The 25,828-nt window shown below is 71.1% G+C and carries 17 protein-coding genes and 1 pseudogene; 4 read left to right on the top strand and 14 right to left on the bottom strand.

Going from position 1 to position 25,828, the window contains the following annotated elements; genetic code table 11:
- Positions 1-60: 60 nt before the first annotated feature.
- The 3 genes from OG587_RS14845 to amcB all read right to left on the bottom strand — a co-directional run bounded on the left by OG587_RS14845 (position 61) and on the right by amcB (position 2,167).
- The gene (locus OG587_RS14845) at positions 61-750 is read right to left on the bottom strand and encodes a pentapeptide repeat-containing protein (protein WP_329090651.1); all 690 of its coding nucleotides are present in this window, start codon (positions 748-750) and stop codon (positions 61-63) included.
- Positions 751-824: 74 nt separating this feature from the next.
- On the bottom strand, positions 825-1,016 hold the full coding sequence (gene amcA, locus OG587_RS14840; RefSeq protein WP_329090648.1) for a multiple cyclophane-containing RiPP AmcA: 192 nt from the start codon (positions 1,014-1,016) through the stop codon (positions 825-827).
- Positions 1,013-2,167 carry a cyclophane-forming radical SAM peptide maturase AmcB gene (gene amcB, locus OG587_RS14835; protein WP_329090646.1) on the bottom strand — a complete coding sequence of 385 codons (1,155 nt, stop codon included), beginning with the start codon at positions 2,165-2,167 and terminating at the stop codon, positions 1,013-1,015. The genes amcA and amcB overlap by 4 nt, the downstream gene beginning before the upstream one ends.
- A gap of 293 nt (positions 2,168-2,460) precedes the next feature.
- Here amcB and OG587_RS14830 point away from each other — a divergent pair, with 293 nt between their 5' ends.
- A complete protein-coding gene (locus OG587_RS14830) occupies positions 2,461-3,846 on the top strand; it encodes a helix-turn-helix domain-containing protein (protein WP_329090644.1) in 1,386 nt (461 codons plus the stop codon).
- 14 nt (positions 3,847-3,860) lie between these two features.
- Here OG587_RS14830 and OG587_RS14825 read toward each other — a convergent pair whose 3' ends face one another.
- From OG587_RS14825 to OG587_RS14815, 3 genes are all read right to left on the bottom strand, one after another.
- Entirely contained in the window at positions 3,861-5,729 is a 1,869-nt protein-coding gene (locus OG587_RS14825) for a hypothetical protein (protein ID WP_329090643.1), read from the bottom strand.
- A gap of 69 nt (positions 5,730-5,798) precedes the next feature.
- Entirely contained in the window at positions 5,799-6,914 is a 1,116-nt protein-coding gene (locus tag OG587_RS14820) for an NAD(P)H-dependent flavin oxidoreductase (RefSeq protein WP_329090641.1), read from the bottom strand.
- 365 nt (positions 6,915-7,279) lie between these two features.
- Positions 7,280-8,176 (bottom strand): DUF3068 domain-containing protein, encoded by an 897-nt coding sequence (locus OG587_RS14815; RefSeq protein WP_329090639.1) that lies wholly within the window; start codon positions 8,174-8,176, stop codon positions 7,280-7,282.
- A 129-nt stretch (positions 8,177-8,305) separates the two neighbouring features.
- Here OG587_RS14815 and OG587_RS14810 point away from each other — a divergent pair.
- A pseudogene (locus OG587_RS14810) lies at positions 8,306-9,424 on the top strand (acyltransferase family protein); the annotation flags it as partial.
- Positions 9,425-9,479: 55 nt separating this feature from the next.
- On the opposite strand, the gene OG587_RS14805 reads toward OG587_RS14810, so the two are convergent.
- The 8 genes from OG587_RS14805 to OG587_RS14770 form a co-directional block, all read right to left on the bottom strand.
- On the bottom strand, positions 9,480-10,577 hold the full coding sequence (locus OG587_RS14805) for a DUF3068 domain-containing protein (RefSeq protein ID WP_329090637.1): 1,098 nt from the start codon (positions 10,575-10,577) through the stop codon (positions 9,480-9,482).
- Positions 10,574-14,986, bottom strand: coding sequence for an alpha-(1->3)-arabinofuranosyltransferase (locus OG587_RS14800; RefSeq protein WP_329090636.1), 4,413 nt, complete (start codon positions 14,984-14,986; stop codon positions 10,574-10,576). The genes OG587_RS14805 and OG587_RS14800 overlap by 4 nt, the downstream gene beginning before the upstream one ends.
- Entirely contained in the window at positions 14,987-16,258 is a 1,272-nt protein-coding gene (locus tag OG587_RS14795; protein WP_443075581.1) for a glycosyltransferase family 4 protein, read from the bottom strand.
- 223 nt (positions 16,259-16,481) lie between these two features.
- Positions 16,482-16,613 carry a hypothetical protein gene (locus tag OG587_RS14790; protein ID WP_329090633.1) on the bottom strand — a complete coding sequence of 44 codons (132 nt, stop codon included), beginning with the start codon at positions 16,611-16,613 and terminating at the stop codon, positions 16,482-16,484.
- A 139-nt stretch (positions 16,614-16,752) separates the two neighbouring features.
- Complete coding sequence (locus OG587_RS14785; protein ID WP_329090631.1) at positions 16,753-18,279, bottom strand: hypothetical protein; 1,527 nt, start codon at positions 18,277-18,279, stop codon at positions 16,753-16,755.
- A gap of 163 nt (positions 18,280-18,442) precedes the next feature.
- On the bottom strand, positions 18,443-19,213 hold the full coding sequence (locus OG587_RS14780) for an FkbM family methyltransferase (RefSeq protein WP_329090628.1): 771 nt from the start codon (positions 19,211-19,213) through the stop codon (positions 18,443-18,445).
- Positions 19,214-19,335: 122 nt separating this feature from the next.
- Entirely contained in the window at positions 19,336-21,564 is a 2,229-nt protein-coding gene (locus OG587_RS14775) for an acyl-CoA dehydrogenase (protein WP_329090627.1), read from the bottom strand.
- Between the two features lie 142 nt (positions 21,565-21,706).
- Positions 21,707-22,981, bottom strand: coding sequence for a hypothetical protein (locus OG587_RS14770; protein WP_329090625.1), 1,275 nt, complete (start codon positions 22,979-22,981; stop codon positions 21,707-21,709).
- A 134-nt stretch (positions 22,982-23,115) separates the two neighbouring features.
- Between OG587_RS14770 and OG587_RS14765 the strand changes: the two genes are divergently transcribed.
- A complete protein-coding gene (locus OG587_RS14765; RefSeq protein ID WP_329090623.1) occupies positions 23,116-24,594 on the top strand; it encodes an AMP-binding protein in 1,479 nt (492 codons plus the stop codon).
- A 19-nt stretch (positions 24,595-24,613) separates the two neighbouring features.
- Entirely contained in the window at positions 24,614-25,720 is a 1,107-nt protein-coding gene (locus OG587_RS14760; protein ID WP_329090621.1) for a S1C family serine protease, read from the top strand.
- Positions 25,721-25,828 lie beyond the last annotated feature (108 nt).

The following is a 25,828-nucleotide window of genomic DNA, read 5'->3' as shown; positions in this document are numbered from 1 at the left end:
GAATGACCGGCTCTGATCCTTCGTTCTCCACGGCCGACAGCTGTCGGCCGATTCTCGGAATTACCTGTCATCGATGTCTTCGCCATAGGTGACGTCCAGCTCGGCCGCGAGCGCCTGCGCCAGTTGCAAGAGCTGCGGTCGGTCGATGACAATCTGCTTGAGCGCGCCGACCCCCCGTATGCCGGACAGGTCATTGCCACGAAGGTCGCAGTCGCGGTACTTACCGCCGTCGAAGGAGGTCAAACGCAGGTCACACGCGTCGAAGAGAGCGGCGCCGAAGTCGGCCACGGTGAACGTTGCCTCTCGCAGGGAGCATTCGGAGAAGATCACGGGGCCTGCGGCGCGGAGGCGAACGAAGGTGGCGTAGTCGAGCCTGCAGTTCTCGAAGAGCACGTTCTCAAGGGTGAGGTCCTCTACCACGGCACCCATGAACCTGCAGTCGGTGAAGGTGACACGAGACAGCTTGCTGTCCGCCCAGTGCAGTGAGGACAGGTCGCAACCTGACAGCTCGACGGAGCTAAGCCGCAGGTTACGAAATCGGGTGCGCTGCGTTCGCAGGCCGGTGATGCGACCGTCCATGAGGTGGGTGTCAGCCAGGTGGAGATCTCGCAGATCGGCATCGACGTAGACGAACTCCGCCACCGAACCTCCCCTGCCGTCCGGTGAGGTGACATCGGGCACACCGATGAGGTCGGCCTCGTCCAGCGCGGGAAGCGTGACGCTCGTACGACGGATCGTGCGGGTTTCCATAGGGCGGCCTCCTAGCGGTCCGGCCTTCCGGCCGCCGACGCACCGGACTGTACGGGTGCGTCGGCGGCCGGGGACTATTTCTTTTTGTTCCAGTTATCCCAGCTCGGACGGTTATCGAACGGTGCCGGGTTCTTGGCCCAGTTATCCCAGGAGGGCCTGTTATCCCACTTGGCGGCATCGATCGCGGGTGGTGGGCCCTCGTTTGTGAAGACCAACTCCAGCACAACCGGCGCGTCGGATGCGGTAAGTCTTTCCAGAATCGTCACGGGGTTTCCTCTCTGATGGCGATGGTGGACAGGGCTGTGACGAGGGCCTGCCGCGAGGCGCGGCAGTAGTTGGTCTCGGTGGTCTCCAGGCTGCCGTTCTCGAAGTAGCGGTTGCCCGCTTGCGCCCCTCGGCAGAAGTCGAAGAACTCACATTCGGCCTGGCAGCGGTCCAGACCGGTCAAGAACTCGCGGACGTAGCGCAGCCGATGGGCGTCGCGCAGCATCTGGGCGATGGGCTGTTGTTGGACGTTGCCGACCGCAAAGTTGTTGTAAGTCGCGTCGGTGGTACCCGCGAGTTCCGGGGAAAGCAGCACCACCTGCCCGTCCCAGGACACGGTGGGGATGGGATCCAGACGGCACTCTTCCCAGGTGGTTCGCTGTCCGGTGCGGATCAACCGCAGGTACTCACCCAGTCGTTCCACCTCTCGGATCTTCACGGAATCGCGGTGGTGCCGTGACCAGGCCAGCGTCCGGCGCCAGAATTCCTCCGCCTGCTCTTGGGTGGGGGGCTGCCGATCAGTGTTGACTCCCTCCGTCTCCTCGATATTGAAGCCCACCGAATGGCCGCCCAGGGTGGCCAGGAAATTCAGAAGTTCCTCGGGCCGGCCGATGGCGTCGGTTCCCACCACCGAAATCACTGAGAACGGGATGGCGTGCTCACGCAGGCGGCGGATTCCGCGAGTGACGCGCTCGAAGGTGGATCGTCCTCGGAGGTCGACACGTTCGGCGTTGTGGGTGGCCGGACCGTCGATGCTCACGCCCACGCGGAACTCGTAGGCGGTCAGCAGATCACACCAGTTGTCGGTGATCAGAGTGGCGTTCGTCTGCACGTAGTGGTGGATGGCTCCTGCTTGGCGCAGGTCTTCGAACAGTGCGAGCAGGGCGGTGAACTTACGCAATCCGAGAGCCAGCGGCTCTCCGCCGTGCCAAACGATTCCCAGGGGGGAAGCCCCGTTCGTCAGGGCGGTGACCGACCTCGCCACGGCGCCGGCGATCTCCGGGGACATTTCGCGTACAAGTCGACGATGGGGCAGATAGCAATAGGTGCAGTCAAGATTACAAAAGGTGGTGGGCTGAACCACCACGGTCTGCGGGCGGGCCGAGAACCAGCGCGCATAGCGGGAGTGCCAGGGGGCGGAGCGATGTGCCATCGCCTTCCTTCCTCGTCAGGCCCCAGCCGCGATCACGGCATGCCTGAAAGAAACCGGGGGTGCGGGAGACTTGTGATCAGCGGCTCTTGGGTCGCACGTTCTACCGGCCATACGACCGGTGGAACTCCATCAAGCCCGCTCGGACCTCCCCGCCGCAGTGGACTTGTCGTGCGGTGCAAGCCGTTTGCGCATCACGCAAAAACCTGGTCGGCTCGTGACAGTACGACTACGGTGAGTACGAACCTCACCCTGGCAGCTACACGGATCAGCCCGAGGATCTCAGGGGGCCGCGTATGAATGCTCGCCATCCGGCGTGGCTCACCGTCGCCGCTCCGGAGTCCGGAGCGATCGTGCGCCGAGCGCGCCAGGCCGAAGGGCTTACTCTGGCCGAGCTCGGCCGACGCACCGGCTATTCGGCCGCACAGATTTCCCGGTTCGAGCGCGGGATCGCTCCACTCAACGACGTCACCGTACTGAGGTTGTTCTCTGACGCGTTGGCGATCCCATCGCATGTCTTCGGTCTCACGCCGCAGGTTGACGGAAACAGGCGGCAACACCGGAGCTCGGTCCGATCAAACGGCGGCCCCTCACCTATCGTGGCCTCAGAGGCTGGATGGGAGGACGGTGAGGACCGGGTGCGCAGGCGACAGCTCTTGGCCAATCTCGCGGTAACGGCCGCCGCCGCTGTGGGCCCCATCCTGCCGGACGAAGGCAGCGCGCAGGCGAGCCAGACCGCCTCACGTGATCTGCTCATCAATCGAGCGCGCGACGCGATGCTTGGCCTGACCTCCTCTCCGGCTCCCATTCCCGGCCCGCGACTGCGTGCCGAACTGGCGGCGGCTCTGCTGGATTTTCACCGCTGCAGCTACAACCGGCTGGCTCACGTCCTGCCACGCCTGATCTCCAGTGGCCATGCCCTAGCGGCGGCGAGCCCTGATGACACCGGGGTCAACGCCGTGCTGGCCGAGATCTACACCCTGACGACTCGGATGCTCATCAAGCTCGACGACCAGCAACTCGGGTGGATGGCCGCCGATCGTGCCCGGGTTATCGCCGGAGCCGCCGGCGACCCGCTGATGGCCGCCGAGGCTGCCAGAAACCTGGCCGTCCTCGCCCGCAAGGCCGGATGGCACGCGCAAGCCATGACCATCGCGCTTTCGGCGGCCGACCATCTCGACCTCCGTGACGGAGATCCACGGCGTACGGCCGAACGCGGGCTGCTGATCCAGTCAGCGGCCTACACCGCGGCGCGATGTGGAGACCGGGCCGGGATGCGTGAGCTCACAAATGAGGCGGCGGCGATCGCGACCCGGCTTGGCGCGCCTCTGCTCCGCGACCACGGCGGTGGATTCGGACCGGCCACCGTCCAGCTACATCGGATCTCCGCCGAATACTCCATCGGCGAAGCCGGCGCGGCCATCGCCACCGCGAGAAAGCTCCCCCCGGCGAGTTTGCCCACCGTGGAGCGCCGCGTCCGCTACTACACCGACATCGCTCGGGCGTACGGACAGATGGGCCGCCGCGACGACTGTCTGAACGCATTACTGGCGGCCGAACGCCACGCCCCGGAGGAGATCCATGCGCGGCCTGCCGTACGCGACCTGATCTCGGGGCTCCTGGTGTCGGGACGGACCACCCCGGAGCTGAAAGGCCTGGCGGCGCGATGCCGCATCACCTGATCTTCATATGGCCGTCACGCGGGGACGACGCCGCCGAGGGCGGCGAGGGTGACGCACAGGTCCGCGTCGGGGGACAGGATCTCGATCTGGATCGAGGGCGTGGCGGCGCTCACCGGCAGGAAGATCCTCCCCGCTCCCCTGGCGAAGTCGACCTCGATCTCCTCCTGGCCGAGCCGCACGTAGGCCGCGGTCTCCTCCGCGCGAACGTAGGAGAGGGCGAGCGTCGCCGTCTCGCCCTCGTGCCGCAGCGGGATGGTGACGACGCCGCCGGCGCGGGGGAAGCACTCGCCGGATGCCGGCACGGCGTACCCGCCGTGGACCTCGGCGGGGACCAGCCTGCCCCGGTCGTCGAGGACCCGCGGGTTCGTGGTCGGCCTCGGATGACGCATGAGGGCGGCCAGGCCGGGGGGCGCGAGCGGGCTCAGCAGGTGCGAGCTGAGGTTCTCCTCCCCGAAGGAGAGCCAGAGCAGGTCGTCGGGGAGAGGGTGCGGGTAGAGGTCGGTCGTCTCGGGGGCCGAGGCGAGGGTCGCCCGTACGGACTCCAGATACCGCTCGGTCCTGGCACGGTGGTCCTCCTGCCCCGCGACATAGCCCTCGACCGACACGACGGAGAAGGCGAGGAAGGCACAGACCACCACACCCCCCGCCACCCGGACGGGCCGGCCCCGGGGGACACGGCGGCGGTAGGGCCGCTTCTCGCCGAGCAGCGGAAGCGTCGCGAGGGCGAGCGCGAGCGTCGCGACCAGGGCGCTGTCGGCCAGGTAGCGGGTGTCCTGCGCCGAGAAGAAGAACTGGCCACGCCCCAGGAAGACCGGGACCACCAGCACCGCGGGGGTGAGGAACAGAATCGTCCAGGCCCGCCACGCCCCCCGCCGCCAGAGCAGGGTGAGCACCACGACGGCGACGATGACGGCCCAGGCGAGCGCGATCACCGCGACCGGCGGATCGGACAGCTCATCCGTCCAGCGGCCGGGACCGCCGATGACGGAGGTCGGCATGGTGACGCCGAAGAACCGCGCGACGAACGCCATCCCCTGGGCGGGCGTCGGCAGCCCGGCCGACTGCTGCAGCTCGTCGAGCTTGGTGAGCACGTAGACCGAGTAGACGGCGATCAGCCCGGCGTACACCCCCCAGGCCCGCGCGTGCCGGGTGAGGACCCGCGACCGGGGCCGCTCGGGGAAGTAGAGGACCGTGACGAGCAGCAGCAGGAGCGGGATCGCGACGGTGGCCTTCAGCTGGAACGACAGGAGCCCGAGGAGCGTCCATCCGGCCGCCGCGAGGACGTGCGAGAACCTGCCGTCACGCAGGTAGAGGACGTGGCTGCTCAACGCCATCGCGACGGCGATCTGCAGCGGGAGCGCCTGCAGACCCGCCGCCCACCACCACGAGGCGGTGAAGGCCATGGGCGTGATCAGGTAGAACGACAGGGGAAGCAGGATGGCCGCGCGCCCGCCGAAGAGCACCCTGAGCATGCGGAGCACGGCCAGCGACGCGCCGAGCTGCAGGATGAGCAGCGAGGCGGCGGCCAGGCCCCAGCCGTAGGGGTGGACGGCCGTGACGACTCCGACGATCGCCATCGGGACCGGCATCAGGTGGGCGCCGTAGATCTGGGTGAGGAACTCCCAGCCGAACCCCTGCCAGGCCGCCCTGCCGGTGAGCGTGAGGTCGTCGAGGAAGAAGTAGCCGCGGCCGAGGAGGACGCCGTGCCAGACCAGCTGGGCGGCGATGAGCGCCAGGGCAACGGCCGGAACCCACCGCTCGCCGCGACGTCGCGCCCCCTCACCCGGGACGGGCGCCAGGGCGGCGGGCACCCACCGCCTACGGGAACGCGGCCGGTCCGCCGCCTCCTCGCCGGGGGCCTCGTCGAGCTCGGGGGGCGCCATCCATCTCCAACCTCGTCAACCACATCGTCGTCGATGAGTTTGTAGCGCACATCCGAACGCCGGTGCCACTCAGTCGCCCGTTATGCGATCCAACCGTTCCTTGGCCGCCACATACTCCTCCACCAGGCTGAACACGACATCACGGGTGGATCTGACCTGGTTCATCGCGCCGATGATCTGCCCGGCGGGGAAGGTCGCGAGCTCGGTCGCGTCGGAGCGGCCGATCCGGCGGAGCGCCTCGGAGATCAGCATGAACTGCAGCGGCATCGGGAGCGTGCCGGGCGACTCCTGAGACTCCCAGGCGTCGGTCCACTCGTTCCTGAGCAGCCGGGCGGGCTTGCCGGTCCAGGACCGCGAGCGCACGGTGTCGCGCGAGGTGGCCTCCAGGATGCGGCGCTTGACCACCTCGGAGGTGTCGGCCTCCTCCACGGCGAGCCAGATCGACCCCGTCCACACGCCCTCGGCGCCGAGAGCGAGCCCGGCCGCCATCTGGCGCCCGTCTCCGATGCCGCCCGCGGCCAGTACGGGGACGTCGACGGCGTCCACGACCTGCGGGATGAGGACCATCGTGGAGATCTCCCCGGTGTGCCCGCCCGCCTCGGTGCCCTGGGCCACGACGATGTCCACCCCGACCTCGACCTGCTTGATCGCGTGCCGGGGGGTGGAGGCGAGCGCGGCGACCTTCACCCCTCTGGCGTGGGCCTGGTCGACCACGTCGGCGGGGGGCGGGCCCAGCGCGTTGGCGAGCAGCGCGATCGGGTGCCTCAGCGCCACCTCGACCTGCGGGCGGGCGGTGGCGTCGGTCCAGCCGAGCAGCACCCTCCCCGCGTCCGCGTCGGCCGACAGCGGCGGTACGCCGTGGGCGGCGAGCAGGCCGTCGACGAACTCCCGGTGCCCCTGGGGGATCATCCCCTGGAGCCGTCCCACGAGGTCCTCCGGGGAGTCGACGCCGAGGTCCGAGCCGGCGTACGAGGCGGGCATGACCACGTCGACGCCGTACGGCCTGCCGTCGACGTGCTCGTCGATCCACTTGAGCTCCATTTCGAGCTCTTCCGGAGTGAAGTAGAGGGCGCCGAGCACACCCATCCCCCCGGCGCGGCTCACCTCGGCGACGACGTCACGGCAGTGGCTGAACGCGAAGATCGGCAACTCTATCCCGAGCATGTCGGTGACACGTGTCCGCATGCGTTGACTGTACGACCGCCGGAAACTAACTGCAACGCGTTCTAGTCTAGAACCTTTCCTCCGGTCGGAACTCAAAGCTACTCGCGAGTAATCAACCGGCAAAATGGGTGAAACGCGTTCCAGTGGCGTTCCGATGAGCGTTTCGGTGACGTTCCGATGAGCGTTTCCGCGAGCTTCCCAGTGGCGTTCCGGTGATGTTCCGGTGATGTTCCGGTGAGTGTTTCCGCGAGCGTTTCGGTGAACGTTTCGATGATGTTCCGGCGAGTGTTCCGGTGAGAAACGCGCGGCGAGGGGGCGAGAAGAAGCGGGGAGGCCGCGGGCGCTCTCGCCCGCGGCCTCCCCGCCACGATGTCCCGTCGAGGGCGTCAGCTGTACGCGCGGCGCCTCATGAGCACGAAGCCGGTGATGACCAGGGCGAGCCCGAGCAGCAGGAGCACCAGCGGGATCGTGGTCCTGAGCATCGTGATGGTGCTCCTGCCGTCGATCGCGTTCTTGACCAGCTCGTCCTCGGTCTCCTGGGTCATCTTCGCGGTGGCGACGAAGGCCAGCGAGCGCTCGACCCCGTCCTCGGTCTTGAGCACCTCGTGGCGCTGCTGCTCCTGCCGCACCGGCGAGCCGGTGGCCGGCTCGATCCAGAAGGTGTTGACGGCGTCGTAGACGCGGTCCACCTGCACGTCGCCGGGATCCTTCATGCCGAGGACGGAGGCCGGGGCGGTGATGGTGTCGGTCTTGGTCGGCGGGATGGTCTGCTCGAACCGGTAGACCGACAGCCCCCCGACCTGCTCCTCGCCGGCGAACCTGGCGTCGAACGCCTTGCCGGTGGTCGAGTTGAACACGCTGTACGTCTTCTTCTCGACGTCGAAGGGCCACTTGTAGATCTGCCCCTGCAGCCGCACGGGATCCTTGTCGACGTTGACGTCACAGCAGTTGACGCCCTCGCCGGTGTACTTGTTGAACGCGCTGCGGCGCTCGGTGAACGAGACGAGGGGGGTCTGGTTGGTGACGTCGTTGACCACCATGGCCTCCTCCCAGACGACCCGGTCGCCCTCGGCCGCGGCGACGTCACCCCTGGTGGTGACGGTGATGTCGAGGTCGCCCGTCATCACCTTCAGGTCGCCGGGACTGAAGTACTGGGCGTCGACGGCCTCCAGCTTGCTGATGCCGTACTGGTCGGCGGGGGCGGCGATGAGGCCGGCCGCGACCTGGAACCGCACGAGCGGCGCGAGGACAATGAGGAACGCCCCGATTCCGATCAGTGTCAAACCGATGACGCGACGCATCGCTCCTCCAGGGGCTGTCCGCTGTGCAGGGGTCCCGATCGCGCTATAACAAGTTCCATTTCGCGATATGTTAGTGGTGGCGATGACCTACGTCACGAGGGATGCCAAAAAGTGACCGAAGCAGGTTCTCCACCGGTCTACCGGCCGGTAACCCCCTCGGACGTGCGAGACCTTCCGGCGGTCGACGGTCGCCTGGACGCGCTGGACGGGGTCCGGGCGGTCGCCTCCTTCTGCGTGCTCTTCTATCATGTCGCGGCCCAGACGGGCGTGTCCCTGCGGGAGGGGTTCGTCAGCGGCCTGATCGCCCGCGGCGACATCGGGGTGCCGATCTTCTTCCTCCTGTCGGGGCTGCTGCTCTACCGCCCCTGGGCCCGGCAGGTCATCGAGGGCACACCGGCTCCCGGCACGACGGGTTATCTGTGGAGGCGCGCCCTGCGCATCCTGCCCGCGTACTGGCTCGTCGTGGTCGTGGCCATGGTGCTGTGGGCACCGGGCGCGGCGGGCGACCCGCTGAAATGGCTCCCGCTGCTGCTGCTCGGGCAGAACTACGTCACCACCCCCTGGTGGGAGGGGGCGAGCCCGGTGGGGCTCGGGCAGATGTGGAGCCTGTCGGTGGAGATGTCCTTCTACATCGCCCTGCCGGTGATCGCCGTGCTGCTGCGAGCCGTCGCGGGACGGGGCGCGTCGCCGTCCGCGCGCGCCGTGCGGCTCCTGTTCTGCGTCGGAGCGCTGGCCTCGACCTCGTTCGTCTGGACGATCCTCACGCACGTGCCGCACCACCGGCCCGAGCTGGGACTGTGGCTGCCCCGGCTGCTCGTCTACTTCTGCGCGGGCATGGCCCTCGCGGTCGTCTCACTCTGGGCCCGCGCCGAACCCGACCCCGAGGCGCCGGTGCGGCGCCTGACGCGCGGGATCCGCGAGTCGTGGTTCACCTGCTGGGTCATCGCCGCCTTCGTCCTCGCCATCGCCGCCACCCCGATCGCCGGGGGCCGCCTCTTCGAACTGCAGGACCTGTGGACGGACGTCTTCGAGATCGTCCTCTACACCGCCTTCGTCCTCGCCTTCCTGTCCCCGGTCGCCCTGCTCACCGCCGGCCCCTCACCGCTGCGCTCGTTGCTCGGCAACCGTGTGATGCGCTATCTCGGCCGGATCTCCTACGGCGTCTTCCTGTGGCAGTTCGTGGTGATCGTGGCCTGGTACGAGCTGACCGGGCAGGCCGCCTTCACCGGCGACCTGGTGACCACGCTGGTGGTGTGCACCGTGCTGACCGTCGCGATCGCCGACCTCACGCATCGGCTGGTCGAGGGTCCCGCCCAGCGGCTGTACCGGCTGCTTCCCCAGGGCCGGGACCGGGAGCAGGAGCAGGAGCGGGAGCGGGACCAGGGCCGGAACCGGGAGCAGGAGCGGGACCAGGACCGGAAGCAGGATCAGGATCAGGACCGAGAGCAGAAGCAGGATCGGGCCCGTCAGGCCTGAGCTGCCGGCGCAGGCCCAGCAGCAGGGCGGCCAGACCCGGCAGGGCCAGACTGAGCGGCACCACCACCCCGACGACGAGCGACCACGAGCGGAAGTGCCCGGCCTCTCCGGCGTTCCACCGCTCGTCGCCCGAGGACGTACGCAGGTCGGCGGAGAAGAGCACCAGCCTGCCCCGGCCGTCGGCCGTGCGCAGGGTCTTGGTGAGGTTCTCCCTGACCCCGATCACCATGCCGCTCGCGGGTTCCACCCAGAAGGTACGGGTGCCGTCCAGGTAGGCGGTGGCCGGCACCTCCCCCGGCCGGTCCAGGCCGAGCACGGTGCCCGGCAGGTTCATCGCGGGCTGCTGGAGCCGCTCGTTGACCAGGCGTTGCGCGTAGCGGTGGACCCGCACGCCGTGCAGGGTCTCGATGGCCTCGAACCTGGCGGTCACCGCGCGCCGGGCCAGCGGGTCGTAGACCGGGTAGGAGATCGGCCGCGCGCCCAGCGGCCAGCGGAAGACCAGCCCTCGGGGCCGGGGCCGGGGATCGGTGTCGTTGTAGCCGTCGCAGCAGTCGACCGCCTGCCCGGTTCGGCGGTCGAAGGCGGCCCGCCGCTCGTGGTAGTCGACCCGGCTGCCCGTGCGCGTCTGGACCGACACGAACTCGGTCCAGACGGCGACGTCCGGCGTCGACCTGACCAGATCGCCGTACCGGGCGACGGCCACGTCGATCGGCACCCCCCGCCTCGTACGCAGTGCCGCGGTGTCGAAGTAGGTGCCGGACTCGGAGCTCATCCTGGTGACCCGGTCCTGCTCGGCGGGCAGGAGCATGGCGCCGGGATAGACGTGGAGACGGACCAGCGCCGCGAGCGTGACGAGAAACGCTCCCACCGCGATCGCGACGACACCGTGCAGCCGACGGTCGATCATGGCTTCCCCTCGGGCCGGAGGGGCCGGGAAACCGCCGGCGCGGGCAGCCACGACCGGGGAAGGGGGCGGGTGCCGATCGCGGCGAACAGCAGGCCGAGCCCGGCCAGGCAGAGATACTGCGCCACGGTCTGCCCGGTGTCGCCGCCGTACCCCAGCGCGGCCCCGGCCGCCCCCAGGACGACCACCACCGGCGACGGCGACGTCAACACCCTGCCCGCCCGGTACGGCAGGCCGCCCGCACTGTGCTCCGCGGTCGCGACCTCCCGCAGCCAGAGGGCCAGGGCGGCGACCAGCCCGACGAGCAGCGCGCCGGGCCGGCCCTGGATCCAGAAGCCGAGCAGCGGCGCGAGGGGCCAGAGCCAGGCGGCGCGCACCCTCGCGGGTGGCGCCTCGGGAAGAGTCTTTCCGTAACCGAACTTCTCCGGAGGGGACTTCTCGGGACGAGGCTTCTCCGGATGAGACTTCTCAGGACGGGAACGGACTCGGAGGCGGGGGCGGGAACGGGGACGGAACAGCGCGAGTGCGGCGACCAGTGCGACGAGGATCCCCCCGGCGACGAGCGAGGACCGGTACAGACCGTCGGGCTCGTAGGTGATCACCACGACTCCGGTGGACGGCGGGAGCAACCACGCCTGACGCCACCCGTCCAGCCGGGCGGGCTGGAGGCGGCGACCGTCGATCGAGGCCTGCCACCCCCGGTTGTGGTTCTCGTTGACCACCAGGTATGAGGGCTCGGCCGTGCTGACCCTGACCCGCCGCTGCGAGGCGTCCCAGCTCTCGACCTCGGCAGGCCGCATGACGACCTCACCGGCCTGCCCGATCCCCCCGGCCCGCGCGGCCTCACCGCCCTGCCCGGTACGGGTACCGGTCCCCCGGGTGCGCCCGGCGTCCGCGACGACCAGCGAGTCCACCCGGTAGCCCTGCGAGGAGGCGGCGGTGAACCGCGCGACTCCCTCTTTCAGGGGGAGCGACGCGCAGCCCCGGTAGCCGAGCGGGCGGCCGTTCAGCAGGTCGGCGTAGGTCCCCGAAACGATCTCGGTGGTCACGGCGGTGCCGTTCACCGTGAGGGTCGGGCCGTAGCCGCAGGGGAGGCGCAGCGGCCGGTCAGGACGGTCGGGGTAGGAGGGCAGCGGCTTCACACCGGGGATGGACACGCCGACCACCTCGGTCCTCCACGCGCCGAGCACGCCGAAGGCCAGCGTGATCCGGCTCGCCCTGAGCGGCTTGAAATCGATCCAGCCGTCGGCGGAGGCCCACGCGTACCGGGTCCCGCCGTCGGTGGTGATCGTCACCCGCACGGGCGGCGCGCCCGTGCGAACGTCGGGGAAGTCGACGCGCAGGCGCGAGAGCTGGACGGTCCTGCCCAGGTCGGCGCTGAGGGACGGGGCGAGGTCGTCGCCGTGGGCGTACCAGATCGTGCTCCGGTCACCGTCGAACGCCGCCCAGGGGCCGGTCGCGGGGATGTCGCTCTTCGTGGAGGACGCGGTGACCTTCGGGTAGAGGTCCGGGGGCGTCAGCAGGCCGACCGCCAGGTTCCCGTCGGTCAGTGCCGTGCGGCCACTGATCACGCGCCTGCCGGGATTCTCCAGCAGGACCGTGCGGTCGAAGCCGTAGCCGTCCTCACCCACGATGCCCAGCTCGTCTGCGCAGGTCCACGCGTAGGAGCCGCGCATGCAGCCGGAGGCCCGGTCGGTACGACTCGTCACGACCGTGGGTCCTCCCGTGTCCGGCACAACCGGCCCCGCCGCCCTCGGCGCCGCGCTCAGCACCGTGTCCGGCGTCCCGTCCGGCATCGCTTTCGGCGCTGTGCTCGACGCGGTGTCCAGCGCGGTGTCCGGCGCTGTGGGCACCGTGGGCACGAGCAGCGAGCGGCCGGGCTGGAGGCCGGGGATCGACAGGTCCAGGATCCCGACCTTGTTGCTCCGTTCCGTCGCCACCCGGGAGATCCGCACTCGCAGCCTGGAGGTCTTGCCCGGCCTGACGTTGAGCCTCTGCCAGAAGGCCGCCGGGTCCACCCGGGTGCGTACCGCGCCCGCGTCCGTCTCCACCGACACCTCGGAGACCAGCGCGGTCTCGTCGGAGCGGTCGAAGGCCGCCCGCAGCGAGGGGACGGCCGTGGGCTCGGTGAACCGCACCTCCAGCCACTCCTCGGCCGGGGGCCGCCACCCCGTGGACCGCCACCCGGTGCGCACGTCACCGTCCAGGGCGGCGTACGGCTGCCGTCCGGGATCCCGGACGTTCCACGGGGCGCCCAGCCGGGAGTCCGAGGAGGAGGCGGTCACGCGGTCGGCACCGCTCAGGACGGCGACGGTCTTCGGTTCCTCCCACGCGGGGTCGGTGAGGTCGCTGACCGGCCTCTCCGTCTCGAAGGGCTCGTCGGCGGGAAGCGTCTCGGTCAGTGACCTGCGCAGGTCACTGACGCCCAGCTCCCGCCTGCGCATGGTGTCGGTGAGCACGGTGTCGGCGGCGGGCACGTTCTCCGCTCCGGGGTCGTCCCCCAGGACGACGGGCCTGTCGTCGTCGAGCACGCCCTCCTCCGCCATCGTGAGCAGTGCCTCGGGGCCGCCGGACACCCGCAGCGGGCGCCGCGCGCTCACCGTGCCGACCGGCGGCCTCGCGTCCGTCACCTCGTAGATCTCCAGGGCGGTGTACGGCTGGTCCAGCCAGCCGGACCCGGTTCCCGACTCCGAGAAGCCGACCGGCGGGCCGTACCCGCTCACCCGGACGATGCCGGGTGAGCCTTCCAGCGCCTGGTGCACCCGGGCGGGCCAGGCGCCGCCGAAGGAGACGCGGTCCAGGTCGTTGCGGATCACGAGGTAGCGGATGCCGACGCGGCGCAGTGTCCGGGCGAGCCCGGCGGAGCCCTGGCCGTTGGCGAAGCGGTCGTCGATCGCGTCGACGAGACGCGAGGAGCCCGCCGTCCCCCAGGGCACGATGGTGTTGCTCACCCACCGGGCCTTCCTCAGCAGCGGCTGGAACGGCTCGTCGATGGGCCGCCCCCAGGTGTACTCACCCCTGCGGGACCCCGGCAGGATCAGCACCGTCCCCTGGTCGGCCCGCTGGTCCAGCCAGGCCGCCGCCTCCCGCCAGTAGCCGGGGACGTCGGAAAAGGCCCCGCTCGGGGCGATGCCCGCGCTCGCGACCGGGACGAGGGTGAGCCCGATCAGCCCGGCGCACGTCGCGGCGACGGGGATCCTGACCGCCGCGCGGCGGGCCCCCACGTAGGACACGAGCGCCGCGAGCCCGAGGACGAGCGGCAGCCTGACGAGGGCGTTGAACTTGTGGAGGTTGCGGAACGGCGAGAGCGGCCCGTCGAGCAGCGCCCGCATCGGCTCGGCCAGCGGCCCGGCGTACCCCATGACGAGGACGGCCACGCCGACGAGTGCCGTGGCGACGAGGAAGAGGCGTTCGGGGGTGGAGGGGAGCGTGAGCCCGGCCAGCCCGAGTCCCGCGACCAGCGCGGTCACCAGGACCAGCCAGGGCACGGTCGCGTGCTCGTAGGCCGCGGGAAGGTACGGCCGTCCGTCCACGGGGAGGAAGGCCACCCAGTTGTTCACGCCGCGCAGCGCGTTGGTCAGGGAACCGACCAGCGTGGTCGTCCGCGCGTTCTCGGTGAAGGGCAGGAACGAGAAGACGTACCTGCCCAGCAGCACCAGCGGGGCAAGCCACCAGAACGACACCGCGGCGACCGCGGCGAGCCACCAGGCGATCAGCCGCCGCTTGCGCGGGCCGCGCGCCCGGGTCAGCAGATAGATCATCGGTACGACGAGCACGGCCAGCTCGGCGGCGGCGTTGATGCCGCCGGCGAACAGGAACGCCAGCGCCGACAGGCAGGCGGCCCGGCGCGGGCTCGTCTCCCCCCGCGCGCCCCTGACGAGGAAGAGCAGCACCCAGGGCAGGACGGCGCTGGGGGCGAACTCCACGGAGTTGAACCCCATGAGCGCCTGCGCGTGCGGGGCGAGCGCGTAGGCGAGACCGGCCAGCACCCCGGCGAGCTGCCCGCCGATCCGCAGCGCCCTGGCCACCTGGGCGACGCCGACGAAGGCCACGCACAGGATCAGCGTCACCCAGAGCCGCTGCACCACCCACGGGGGCATGCCCGCACCGGTCAGCAGGGTGTAGAAGGGGCCCATCGGGAAGACGTAGCCGTACGCCTGGTTCTGCAGGTGTCCCAGGTAGTCCTGGTCCCACATGTTCAGCGCCTGGGAGAGGAAGCCGATCGGGTTGATCGGCATGTCCAGCTTCGTCTCGGCGATGAGCATGCCCGGCGCCATGTTGAAGGCGACGGCCGCGAGGAAGAGGCATCCGGCGAGCAACCTGAGCCTGCGGCGGAGCCCGGTGTCGGAGGCCCCGAACTCGGAGGAAGGTGCGGACAGGCGGTTGATCCACGCCTCGGAGATCGCGGTCACTTATGGCGGATCGGTCTCACCCGCGGCGAGACAGAGATCGGATACATGGAGGTGACGACCGTTTTTATAGAGCTCTGTGGTGATTAGTCCGGTCATCGTAGCGCCCGTTCTCCCCCAGGTGAACTCGGCGGCCCAGAGCCTGCACGCCTGCTGGATCTCCTCGCGCCTGGCCGGGTCCGACAGTTCCCGCAACGCGCGGTCCACCACGTCGGCCAGCGCCTCACCCTCCCCGACCAGCCAGCCCGTGACGCCGTCGCGCACCGAGTCGCGCAGTCCCGCGACGTCGAAGGCGACGGTCGGGACGCCGAGGGCGGCGGCCTCGATCACCGTCAGCCCCCAGCCCTCGAACTCCGAGGCGGTGACGTTGACCCGCGCCGCCCCCAGGATCGCGTTCTTGGCGGCCTCGGGCAGGAAGCCGTGCAGGTGAACCCGGTCCCGCAGCCCGCGGCGGGCGGCGTGGTCCGCGAGCCGCTCCTGCTCGCCGCCGCGCCCGATGACGTGCACGTGGACGCCGGGCCAGGCCCCTTCGAGGTCTCCGGCGAGGTCCACCACCCGCTCGACGCGTTTGTGGCCCACCAGCCTGCCGAGGTAGACCACGGCGGGGTCCCCCGCCACGTCCCCGCCGCTCGCGACCAGGCGCGCCACCGGGCTGCCGTTCGGGACGACCTGGATCGGCGCGAGCCAGCCGAGCCGCTCGCGCAGCTCGTTCCTGGAGGACTCCGAGACCGTGACGGTCGGGCGGCGCCGGTAGACCAGCCGGGCGACCGGCCCCTCCACGAAGCAGCCGATCCGGGCCAGCCAGCGCGGGAAGAAGGCGTAGAACTGGCGGTCGTGCACGTGGTGCACCAGGGAGATGACGACCGTGCGCCGTCTCACGACCAGGGGGGCGAAGAAGGGGATGCCGTTCATGCAGTCGATGACGACGTCGAAGCGCCGGCGCCGCAGCAGCATCCAGAGCGGGACCAGCAGATAGACCAGGAACGGGTTGCCCATCCGCCGCAGCGCGATGCCGTCGCGCACCTCGGCCGGGGGCTGCCCGGCCTCCCTCGACGTGACGAAGGTGACCGACGCCCCCTGCCCCACCAGGTGGCGGCTGACCTGCCAGGCGTACTCCTCGGCGCCTCCCGCCACCGACTGCAGCGGCTCGCGGAAGTTCAGGACGGCGACGCGTACCCCGCGCATGGACGGCCGCTGCCGCGCCGTCGCGGCCACCAGCCCGGCGGGGGGCGGGCCCGACGCCCGGCGGGTCGCCCTGGCGCCCTGTCCGGCCACGACCACTCCTATCTCCGTACGACATCTCGCTGTGCGACGCGTCCCCGCGCGACGCGTCTTCGGGTGAACGCCACTGTCCGACATGCGAGAACGGCCGCGCCGGGGGTTTTCGCGCACGCGGCTGCCGGGCCCTGTCCCGCCGATGTGATCCGGAGCGGGTCTCCCCGCGCCGGGGGCCCGGATGCTCAGGTGGGCGCCGGGGCCGGCCTGCGGCCCCGGCGCGTCACCTGGTGCCGTAGTTGTAGAGCGGCCTGTTGGGCGGCTCGGGGGTCGGCGCCGCGACGTTCACGACGGCCACCGAGGCACCGACCGCCAGTACTGCCCCTACCACCAGAGCGGCAATCACTCGCAACACCCGAGCTCTCCCTCCAACGCGTGGTCATGCAGTGTGCCCGACAGTAGAACCTGATACAGGTCCTCGCCAGTCAATCGGTAAAAATGTGATAAATAATGTTACCAGCTGGTAAATCACGAAATAGTTGCATCTCGTGGGATCAGAGATGAAAGAGAAGCAGGTCCTGACCAGCGAAGATCAGCCGTGCGCCGGGGAGTCTGGAACGGAACAAGTTCTCGTTCGATCTCTGGATGAGCACGTGACTGATCCCCTCCGCGGCCAGCGGGCCGGTCAGCGGGCCTGCCCCCGCGAGGACCGCGCCGACCCTGCGCGCCAGCGGATCCTCGGTGGCGAGGGTGAGCGTGCGGCCGTCCCCCAGCCCGACCGGCAGGCCGTCGTTCCAGACGACCCCGCGCTGGAAGAGTTTGACCGCCGGGTCGAGCACCACCCGGCCCCCGTTCCAGCCGAACGCCCGGTACGCCCCCCACGGCAGTGTCAGCAGCGCCCCCGGCGCGGGGTCCGCGTCCACGATCCTCTGCACCCTGGACCAGTCGGGGGGGTACTCGACCGCGACCAGCCTGCCGAACGCCCCCATCGCGAAGGTGGGCAGCACCAGCAGGGGCAGCACGAGCATGCCGGGGCGGATCGCCGGGGACAGGCGCGCGGTCACCGCGGCCAGGCCGACCGCCTGCAGCAGGGCGAAGGGGGCGAGGTAGAGCTGCCCGTCGCGGAGCGGCCCGAAGCCGGGCCACAGCCCGACCAGCGCCTCCACCGCCCCCGGCAGAAAGGCCCCGGCGCACGCCACCGCCAGCCCCGCCGCCGAGGCGACCGCCAGCCCACCCCAGTACGCGGGCCGCCCGCCGTCATTCCACCCCCTCGCGAGCAGGGCGTACCCGGTCACCGCCGCCACGGTCACCGCCAGCCGGACCAGGGCCGACCACCAGGTCTCCTGTCCGGGCACGGCGGCTCCGGAGTTCCACACGCCGCCGAGGGTGAGCAGGCTGCCGAGGGTGCCCAGCGGCCCGTCCGCCCGTGGCGCGAACGCCCGGACCCCGGCGGGGTCGGTGACGGCGGCGCTGCCCAGCGCCGGGACCAGCCACGGCAGGCTCAGTACGGCGACGGCCGACAGGGCTCGCGGGGCCCGGCGGCCCGCCACGGGCACGACCGCCATCGCCGAGACGAGCATCGCCTGGAAACCCCCGACCGCCGCGGGGAGCAGTGCCAGGACCGTTCTCCAGATCCCCGCGCGGGTGACCGCGCGCACCGCCCACGGCAGGCCCGCGTACCCGAGCAGCAGCGCCCACTGGCCGAGCAGCAGCCGCTGGGCGAGGTAGACGTTCCAGGCGTAGAACGCCGCGGCGGCCAGCCGGGCGGCCCGGCGCTCCCCCGGCACCAGAGCGGCGGCGCCCGTCGCGGCGAGCACGAAGATCCCCAGCAGGATCGCCTTCTGCACGATCTGCCCGGGAAGGACCGACGAGAGCAGGGCCACCACGAGGTCGCTCGGCACGGCGCGGGGGAAACCGCCGCTCTCCGGCGGGATCGGCGGGTCCGGCACGAACACCATGTCGTAGCGGAGCACGAAACCGGGACCGAGCGCGGGCCAGAGCGCGAGCACCCCGAGGACCAGTCCCACCAGGGCCGGAGCCAGGCGCGCGGCCCACGGCCGGGCGCGGTCGAGACGGCTCACACCGGCCACCCCGCGGCCGGACGCGGGACGGGGGCGGGCTGCGCGGCCGAGCACGAGCCGGAAACGGCCGGACGCGGGACAGGAGCGGCCGAGCAGGAGACGGGAGCGGCCGGACGCGAGACGGGAGCGGCCGAGCGGAGGGCGGGGGCGCGAAGGGTGCGCACTACGAGGCGGCGGGGCGGAACAGCACCATGTTCACGTACTCGCCGCCGGGCCTGAGGAGACGGGAGATGAAGCTCCGCTCCACCTCGCCGACCGCCGCCTCCTGGTGGGCGGCCAGGTCGAAGCCGTCCAGCGGGACCCAGGCACCGCCGGTGAGTACCGAGCCGGTGTAGCCCCACTCCGCGAGCTGGCCGACGACCAGGCCGATGTCCTGGTGCCGGGTCTCCAGCTCGACCAGCAGGACGGGCCGGTCCCGGTGGACGGTCCGCGCGGCACCGCGCAGGGCGGCGAGCTCGTGGCCCTCCACGTCGACCTTGATGAACCGGACGTCCTTCAGGTCCAGCTCGTCGATGGTGACGGTCGGGACGTCCACCGGCACGCCCTCCCCCGCCCCGTGGACGAGCGAGGCCGTGGCCTCCGCTCCCCGCCCGCCGCCCGGTATCCACAGCCGCGCGGTGCCCGAGCTGTCCGAGGCACCCGCCGCGACCACCCGGACGTCGGGGAAGGTCCGCCCGAGCATGGCGGCCAGGCGGGGGTTGGCCTCGATCGAGACGACGTCGCAGCCGAGCCGCCGCAGCTTCGCGGTCCACGGCCCGTACCAGACGCCCACGTCGACGGCGGTGCCGCCGCGCGGCACGAACTCCCCGGCACGGGCCAGCTCGGCGTCCAGCCGGGGGTAGACCCGGCGGATCACGGCGCCGAACCAGCGCAGCGGGATCGCACCGGCGACGGCGCTCCGGACGACCACACCTGGCCGGAACCGCATCGACATGCGCGAAGCCTAACCGAAGGGTCAAAACCCAGCCCGTCACGACGTAACGGGTCTCGACGGACGGCGCCCGCCCGCGAGATCACGGACGGGCGAGAACGCGCCCCCTCACGGCGGGAGGCCGGTCACTTACCCGGCTCGGGGTCGCGCGGCAGGCCGAGCATCCGCTCGGCGATGATGTTGAGCTGCACCTCCGTGGTGCCGCCGTAGATCGTCATGGCCCGGGTGGAGAGGACGGCGCGGTTCCAGTAACCGGCGTCGCCGAGCTTCATGTCGGCGGCGATGACGGCCGAGGAGCCGAGCAGCGAGACCGCGCACTCCGAGACGTGCTGGGCGTGCGAGGTGGACAGGAGCTTGCGGACCGAGGCGTCGGCGCCGGGCTCCAGGCCGGTCAGCTGCTTCAGGGTCACCCGCAGTCCGAGCGCGGCGATCGAGTGGCCCTCGCAGACGACGCGTGCCAGCTCCTGGCGCTCGGCGGGGGTCAGCTCCCTGCCGAGGCGCCCGGCCAGGCCGAGCAGGTCGGGGACGGACGAGCCGGTGCCGCCGGAACCCGACGAGAGCGAGACCCGCTCGTTGGACAGCGTGTTCCTGGCGACCTTCCAGCCCTGGCCCACCTCGCCGACGACGAGGTCGTCCGGGATGAACACGTCGTCGAGGAAGACCTCGTTGAACAGGTTCTCCCCGGTCATCTCGGTGAGCGGCCTGACCGTGACGCCGGGCCCCTTCATGTCGACCAGGAAGTAGGTGATGCCCTCGTGCTTGGAGCCCTCGGAGGAGTTGCGGGCGATGCAGATGCCCCACTCGGCGAAGTGCGCCACGGAGGTCCAGACCTTCTGGCCGTTGAGCCGCCAGCCGCCCTCGACCTTCTCGGCCTTCATCTGCACGTTCGCCAGGTCGGAGCCCGCACCGGGCTCGGAGAAGAGCTGGCACCAGATCATCTCGCCGCTCAGCGTGGGCGGCAGGAAGCGCTCCTGCTGCTCGGGGGTGCCGTACGAGACGAGCGAGGGCACCACCCAGGCGCCGATGATCATCTGGGGCAGTCTGACCTTGGCGGCCTTGAGTTCCTGGAGGATGAGGACCTGCTCCAGCGGCTTGGCGTCGCGGCCCCAGGGCCTGGCCAGGTGCGGCATGACGTATCCGGCGCTCGCCAGCGCCCGCTTCTGCTCCTGGCCCTCCAGCGCGGCGAACCCGGCGATCTCGGCCCGGATGCCCTCGCGCAGCTCGGCGGCCTCCTCGGGCAGCTCGATCTCCAGCTCCCGGCTCACGCCGTTCAGGGCCAGCTCCGCGACCGACTCGGCCCACTCGCCCGAGGAGCCGAGCAGGGCGCGCAGGGTGAGCGCGCGGCGGTAGTACAGGTGGACGTCGTGCTCGTAGGTGTAGCCGATGCCGCCGAAGATCTGGATGGCGTCCTTGGCGCAGAGCACGGCCGCGTCGGGGGCGACCACACCCGCGATCGCGGCGGCGTAGGCCGGCTCGTCGGCCGACACCTCGGCGGCGCCGCCCGTCCCCTCGGTGGCGCGGGCGGCGTCCCACACGGTCGCGCGGGCCTGCTCCAGGGCGACGAGCATCCGGGAGGCCTTGTGCTTCACGCCCTGGAACTGCCCGATCGGGCGGCCGAACTGCACGCGGACCTTGGCGTACCCGGCGGCGGCGGTCACGCACCACGACGCGAGGCCCGCGGCCTCCGCGCCGAGCAGGATCGCGGCCAGGTTGAGGACCCCGGGCCCCTGCAGCCCGTCGAGGACCCGCCCCGCCGGTACGGTGACCGCGTCCAGCTCGACCCTGGCCACCCCCCGGGTGAGGTCGAGCGCCCTGACCGGGGTCACGGTCGCCGCGGCGGCGTCCACCGCGACCCACTCCTCACCGCGGTCGGTGCTCACCGGGAGCACCAGGACGTCGGCCAGCGTCCCGCCCAGGACCAGCTCGGCGGCGCCGCCGATCGTCAGGGTGCCGTCCTCGCCCCGGGTGCCGGTGATCGAGGCGCCCAGCGCGACCGCGCCGGTCAGCGTGCCGTCGGCGAGACCGGGCAGGAGCTCGGCGTGGGCCTTGCCGTCGGAGGCGAGGATCGCGGCGCCGGCGAGCACCGTGGGAACGTACGGGCCGGGGGCGACGCGCTCGCCGAGGGCCTCGACGGCGACGGTGGTCTCCAGCAGGCCGTAGCCGCTGCCGCCGTACTCCTCGGGGATGTGCAGGCCGAGCAGACCCTGGTCGGCCAGCCCTGCCCAGAAGCCGGGGCGCTCCTCACCCTCCGCCGCGATGGCGGCGCGCACGACCTCGGACGGAATGTTGCGCTCCGCCCACCCGGTCACCGACTCCCGGAGCGCCTCGTGCTCCTCGCTCAACCCGATCGCCATGCCAGCCTCCAGACAGGATTCAATGACAGAACCATATTCTAGAAGGTACTTCCATCACAACGCGCGAACCCATCCCCGGGTACGCCGCCTCGCGCCGTGGACGACCACGGGAGATCCCGCTTCCGGGAGACAGGAAGGACGGTCAGAGGGCGCGGACGCTCGCCATCAGGGGGGCGATGTCGGCCCAGAGCCGCTTGCGCGTGTCGGGCACGGTCACGAAGAGCACGGAGGGCTTGCGGCGGCCGACGTCGACCACGGCGAGCGCCGCCTGCGAGGTGTGCCTCTCACCCTTGATCTCGTAGGTGACCCGGTAGGCGAGCGTCCACCCCCTGCCTCCGGCGAGCCGCTGCGAGGCGGTCCAGGCGACCTTGCCACCCGCGGGGTGGTGGTTGCGGATCGTCCACCTCACCGCGTTCAGCGCCGCCCTGCGGTAGTCGGCGTCGCTCTTGAGGGCCTTGGCCGGGGTGGCGCCGGGAAGCGGCCCCGAGGCGATGACCGTGCGCGGCAACCGAGCCGCGCCGACCTGCTGGCCGACGGAGAACGACGGCACGGCCTTGGTCACCCACGGCGCGCCCAGGCTGACGTAGGTCAGCGCGGACCTCGTGTCGGTCACCGCGCCCAGCACCGTGCTCGGCCTGCCCGGCAGGACCTGCAGGGCGGTCGCGCCCGGCAGGGCGGGCAGCGTGATCGGCGGGACGGTCGGCGAGGGCTTCGCGGTGGGCAGCACGGCCCGGCCGACCCCGGCCGGATCCCCGGGCTCGTCACCGGAGAACAGCACGAAGATCAGAGCCACGACGACACCGGTGAGGACGGCGGCCCCCAGGCTGTAGGCGACCCGGATCGGGATGTCGCCGATCCGCATCAGCAGGCCGCCGGACTTCTTCGCCCCGCCCTTCGCCTCCGGGCCGTCCTGCGCGCCCGGCCGGTCCTGGACGCCGGGCTCCGCGAACACGCCGGGCCGCTGCGCCGCGCCGGGCCACCCGGCCGCCACGCCCTGCCCGCCACTCTGCCCGTCACTCTGTCCGCCATCCGCGCCCGCCGGAGGCCGCGCACCCGGCCGGCCGGGCATTCCGGTCCGGTCTGGGCGCCAGGGGCCCGCGGAACCGCCTACCTGCCTGACCGGGATCGTCCCTAGCCCGCCCGACTCGCGCACCTGCTCGGCGTCCGCCCCCGGCTCGCCCCGCCGGTCGCCGGACGTCGTGCCGGGCGAGGACTGCGGGCGGGGGAACGATCCAGGGGGCCTGGAGACCAGCACGGTCTCCTCGCCGTCACCGATGGGGAACCTCCGGGGCACCCGGGGGCTGATGATCGAACCGTCCTCGGCGGGTATGGCGGGTATGGGAGCCGTGGGCGCGTCATATGAGGGGATGTATCTCTCGTTAGAGCGCCCGGAGGAGTTGCCGCCGACGTCCGCCATAAGCGTCAGGTTATGTCACCCCGGAAAGATTCGACGCATCGTCGTTTATTACGCTTCGGCCACGAGGTGTGCATCAGCCCAGGTAACCGTCTCTCCCCTTCCATGAACAGAATGTCGCTCTGTATGGTCGCGCCATGAGGGCTACGAGGGGCTTCTACGAGATCGCGGCGGCCGATCCCGGACGCGTCGCCGTCGTCACGGACACGGCCGCGGCGGTGACCTACGGCGAGCTGCACGAGCGGGCCAACCAGGTCTCGCACGGCCTTCTGGCACGCGGCACCCGGCCCGGCGACGCCGTCGTGACGGTCCTGCCCAACGGGGTCGACGCGATCACGATGATGCTGGCGACGTACCAGATCGGCGCCTATCACGTCCCGGTCAACTGGCACTACACGGCCGAGGAGGTCGGTTACATCGTCGCCGACTGCGCGGCGCGGACGGTGGTGGGCGCCGAGCGGTACGGGCACGCGCTGCCGGGCGGGTTCGTGGAGACCGGCGCCCTCGCCGAGGGGCGGCCGGCCACACCGCCCGAGGGGCGCAGGGCCGGGTCGATGATGCTCTACACCTCGGGGACCACCGGCAGGCCCAAGGGCGTGCGGCGGCGGCTGATCGAGCTGAGCCCCGAGGACCTCTACCCGATCCTGACGCGCAAGAGCTGGCGGCACTTCGGGCTGCCGCCCGACGGGGTGCACCTGCTGCTGTCGCAGCTCTACCACTCGGCGCCGTACGGGCAGGCGATGATGGCCCTGCAGTTCGGGCACGCCGTCGTGGTGACCGAGCGGTTCGACGCCGGGGAGACGCTGGAGCTGGTCGAGCGGTACGGGGTGACCAACGCGTTCATGGTGCCGACCATGTTCCACCGGCTGCTGGCCCTGCCCACCTCGATCAGGACAAAGCACGATTTATCGTCATTGACGCATCTCTACCACGGTGCCGCGCCCTGCCCGCCCGCCACCAAGCAGGCGATGATCGAGTGGCTCGGCCCCGTGCTGTGGGAGTACTACGGCTCGACCGAGGCCGCCGTGGCCACGATGGTCTCCTCGGCGGAGTGGCTGGAGCGGCCGGGCACGGTCGGCCGGGCGATCGACGGCCTGGAGTTCACGATCGTCGGCGATGACGGCGCGGCGCTCCCGCCCGGCGAGCCCGGCATGGTCTACATCGGCGGCATCAACCGCTTCGAGTACCACCGCGACCCGTCCAAGACCGCCGCCGCGATGCGCGGCCCCCTCTACACCCCCGGTGACATCGGCTATCTGGACGAGGACGGCTACCTGTTCCTCTGCGACCGGCGCACCGACCTGATCATCTCCGGCGGGGTCAACGTCTACCCGGCCGAGATCGAGGCCGTGCTCCAGGAGCACCCCTCGGTGGCGGACGTGGCCGTGATCGGCGTACCCGACCCGGAGTGGGGCCAGCGCGTCGTCGCGCTGGTCCAGCCCGCCGCGGGCGCCATCCCGGGCGCGGACCTCACCGGCGAGCTGCTGGCCCACTGCGCGTCCCGGCTGGCACGCCTCAAGCACCCCCGGGTGATCGAGTACCGCGACCGGCTGCCGCGCACCCCCACGGGCAAGCTCAGCCGCAGCAATCTTCGCAAGACGTATCTTCCTCTCTGAGCTGGGCAAATACCCTTGTATGGGGGTATCAAAGACAGGCGCCGCGCTACTGGCGGCCGCCGTCATGGCGCTCGCGGGCTGCGGTCAGGGCCTGGAACTGCAAACGTCCGGGATGACCGGCTCACCCCGCGCCCCCACACCCGGCGCGTCGGCGAGCACCTCCGCCGGGACCTCTCCAGGGAGCTCTTTCACCCCGGACACCCTGGAGGCCGCGTACGAGCGGACCATCATCAAGGTGCTGCCGTCCATCGTGCAGATCACCACGGGGAACGGCCTCGGCTCGGGAATCGTGTACGACACCTCCGGGCACATCATCACCAACGCCCACGTGGTCGGGGGCTCCAATCATTTCGAGGTCACGCTCGCCAACGGCGGCACCCCGCGTACGGCGACGCTGGTCAACTCGTTCAAGCTGGGCGACCTGGCCGTGATCAAGGTGGACGACCCGACCGGGCTGAAACCGGCCGTCTTCGGCGACTCCACCAGGCTGCGGGTCGGCGAGATCGTGATGGCCATGGGAAACCCGCTGGGCCTGTCGGGCAGCGTCACCGAGGGGATCATCTCGGCGCTGGGCCGCACGGTCACCGAGCCCATGGGCGAGAACTCGCCGGGCGCGACGATCAGCGGAGCCATCCAGACCTCCGCGCCCATCAACCCGGGCAACAGCGGCGGCGCCCTGGTCAACCTCAGGGGCGAGGTCGTCGGCGTGCCGACCCTGACCGCGGTCAACCCCGAACTCGGCAACGCCCAGGCCCCGGGCATCGGCTTCGCGATCCCGGCCAACATCGTCAAGGACGTCGCCACGCAGATCATCCGGGACGGCAGGGTCACCAACACCCGCAGGGCCGCGCTCGGTGTCGTCGTACGGACCGTGATCGACATGAACGGGCAGCCCGCGGGCATCAGCGTCGTACGGGTGCAGCGGAACAGCGGCGCGGAGAGGGCGGGACTCGAGGCCGGAGACCTGATCGTCTCGGTCAACGGCATCCCCACCCCGTCGACCCAGGAGCTGTCCGCGGTCCTCGCGCAGCTCAAGCCCGGCGAGGACGCGAAGGTGGAGATCCTGCGCCCCGACGGCTCGACGACCACCGTGGTCGTTCCGCTCGAAGAGCTCCCCGGCGGCTGATCCCGGCGAACCGGCTCGATGAACCGGCTCGGCTTGATGAACCGGCTCGGTGAACCGGCTCGGCTTGATGAACCGGCTTGATGAACCGGCTCGGTGAACCGGCCATCC

The sequence above is a fragment of the Streptosporangium sp. NBC_01469 genome (genome assembly GCF_036227305.1).
Classification (GTDB): domain Bacteria; phylum Actinomycetota; class Actinomycetes; order Streptosporangiales; family Streptosporangiaceae; genus Streptosporangium.
The sequence above is the reverse complement of the archived record's forward strand: the minus strand, read 5'-3'. Positions and strand labels throughout refer to the sequence as shown.

What these genes read in the sequence shown, in the direction of transcription:
- amcB (WP_329090646.1), bottom strand. Translation starts at nt 2,167, where the DNA reads ATGGCACATCGCTCCGCCCCCTGGCACTCCCGCTATGCGCGCTGGTTC.
- OG587_RS14830 (WP_329090644.1), top strand. Translation starts at nt 2,461, where the DNA reads ATGAATGCTCGCCATCCGGCGTGGCTCACCGTCGCCGCTCCGGAGTCC.
- OG587_RS14805 (WP_329090637.1), bottom strand. Translation starts at nt 10,577, where the DNA reads ATGATCGACCGTCGGCTGCACGGTGTCGTCGCGATCGCGGTGGGAGCG.
- OG587_RS14770 (WP_329090625.1), bottom strand. Translation starts at nt 22,981, where the DNA reads ATGGCGGACGTCGGCGGCAACTCCTCCGGGCGCTCTAACGAGAGATAC.
- OG587_RS14775 (WP_329090627.1), bottom strand. Translation starts at nt 21,564, where the DNA reads ATGGCGATCGGGTTGAGCGAGGAGCACGAGGCGCTCCGGGAGTCGGTG.
- OG587_RS14820 (WP_329090641.1), bottom strand. Translation starts at nt 6,914, where the DNA reads ATGCGGACACGTGTCACCGACATGCTCGGGATAGAGTTGCCGATCTTC.
- OG587_RS14765 (WP_329090623.1), top strand. Translation starts at nt 23,116, where the DNA reads ATGAGGGCTACGAGGGGCTTCTACGAGATCGCGGCGGCCGATCCCGGA.
- OG587_RS14825 (WP_329090643.1), bottom strand. Translation starts at nt 5,729, where the DNA reads ATGGCGCCCCCCGAGCTCGACGAGGCCCCCGGCGAGGAGGCGGCGGAC.
- OG587_RS14760 (WP_329090621.1), top strand. Translation starts at nt 24,614, where the DNA reads ATGGGGGTATCAAAGACAGGCGCCGCGCTACTGGCGGCCGCCGTCATG.
- OG587_RS14780 (WP_329090628.1), bottom strand. Translation starts at nt 19,213, where the DNA reads ATGTCGATGCGGTTCCGGCCAGGTGTGGTCGTCCGGAGCGCCGTCGCC.
- OG587_RS14845 (WP_329090651.1), bottom strand. Translation starts at nt 750, where the DNA reads ATGGAAACCCGCACGATCCGTCGTACGAGCGTCACGCTTCCCGCGCTG.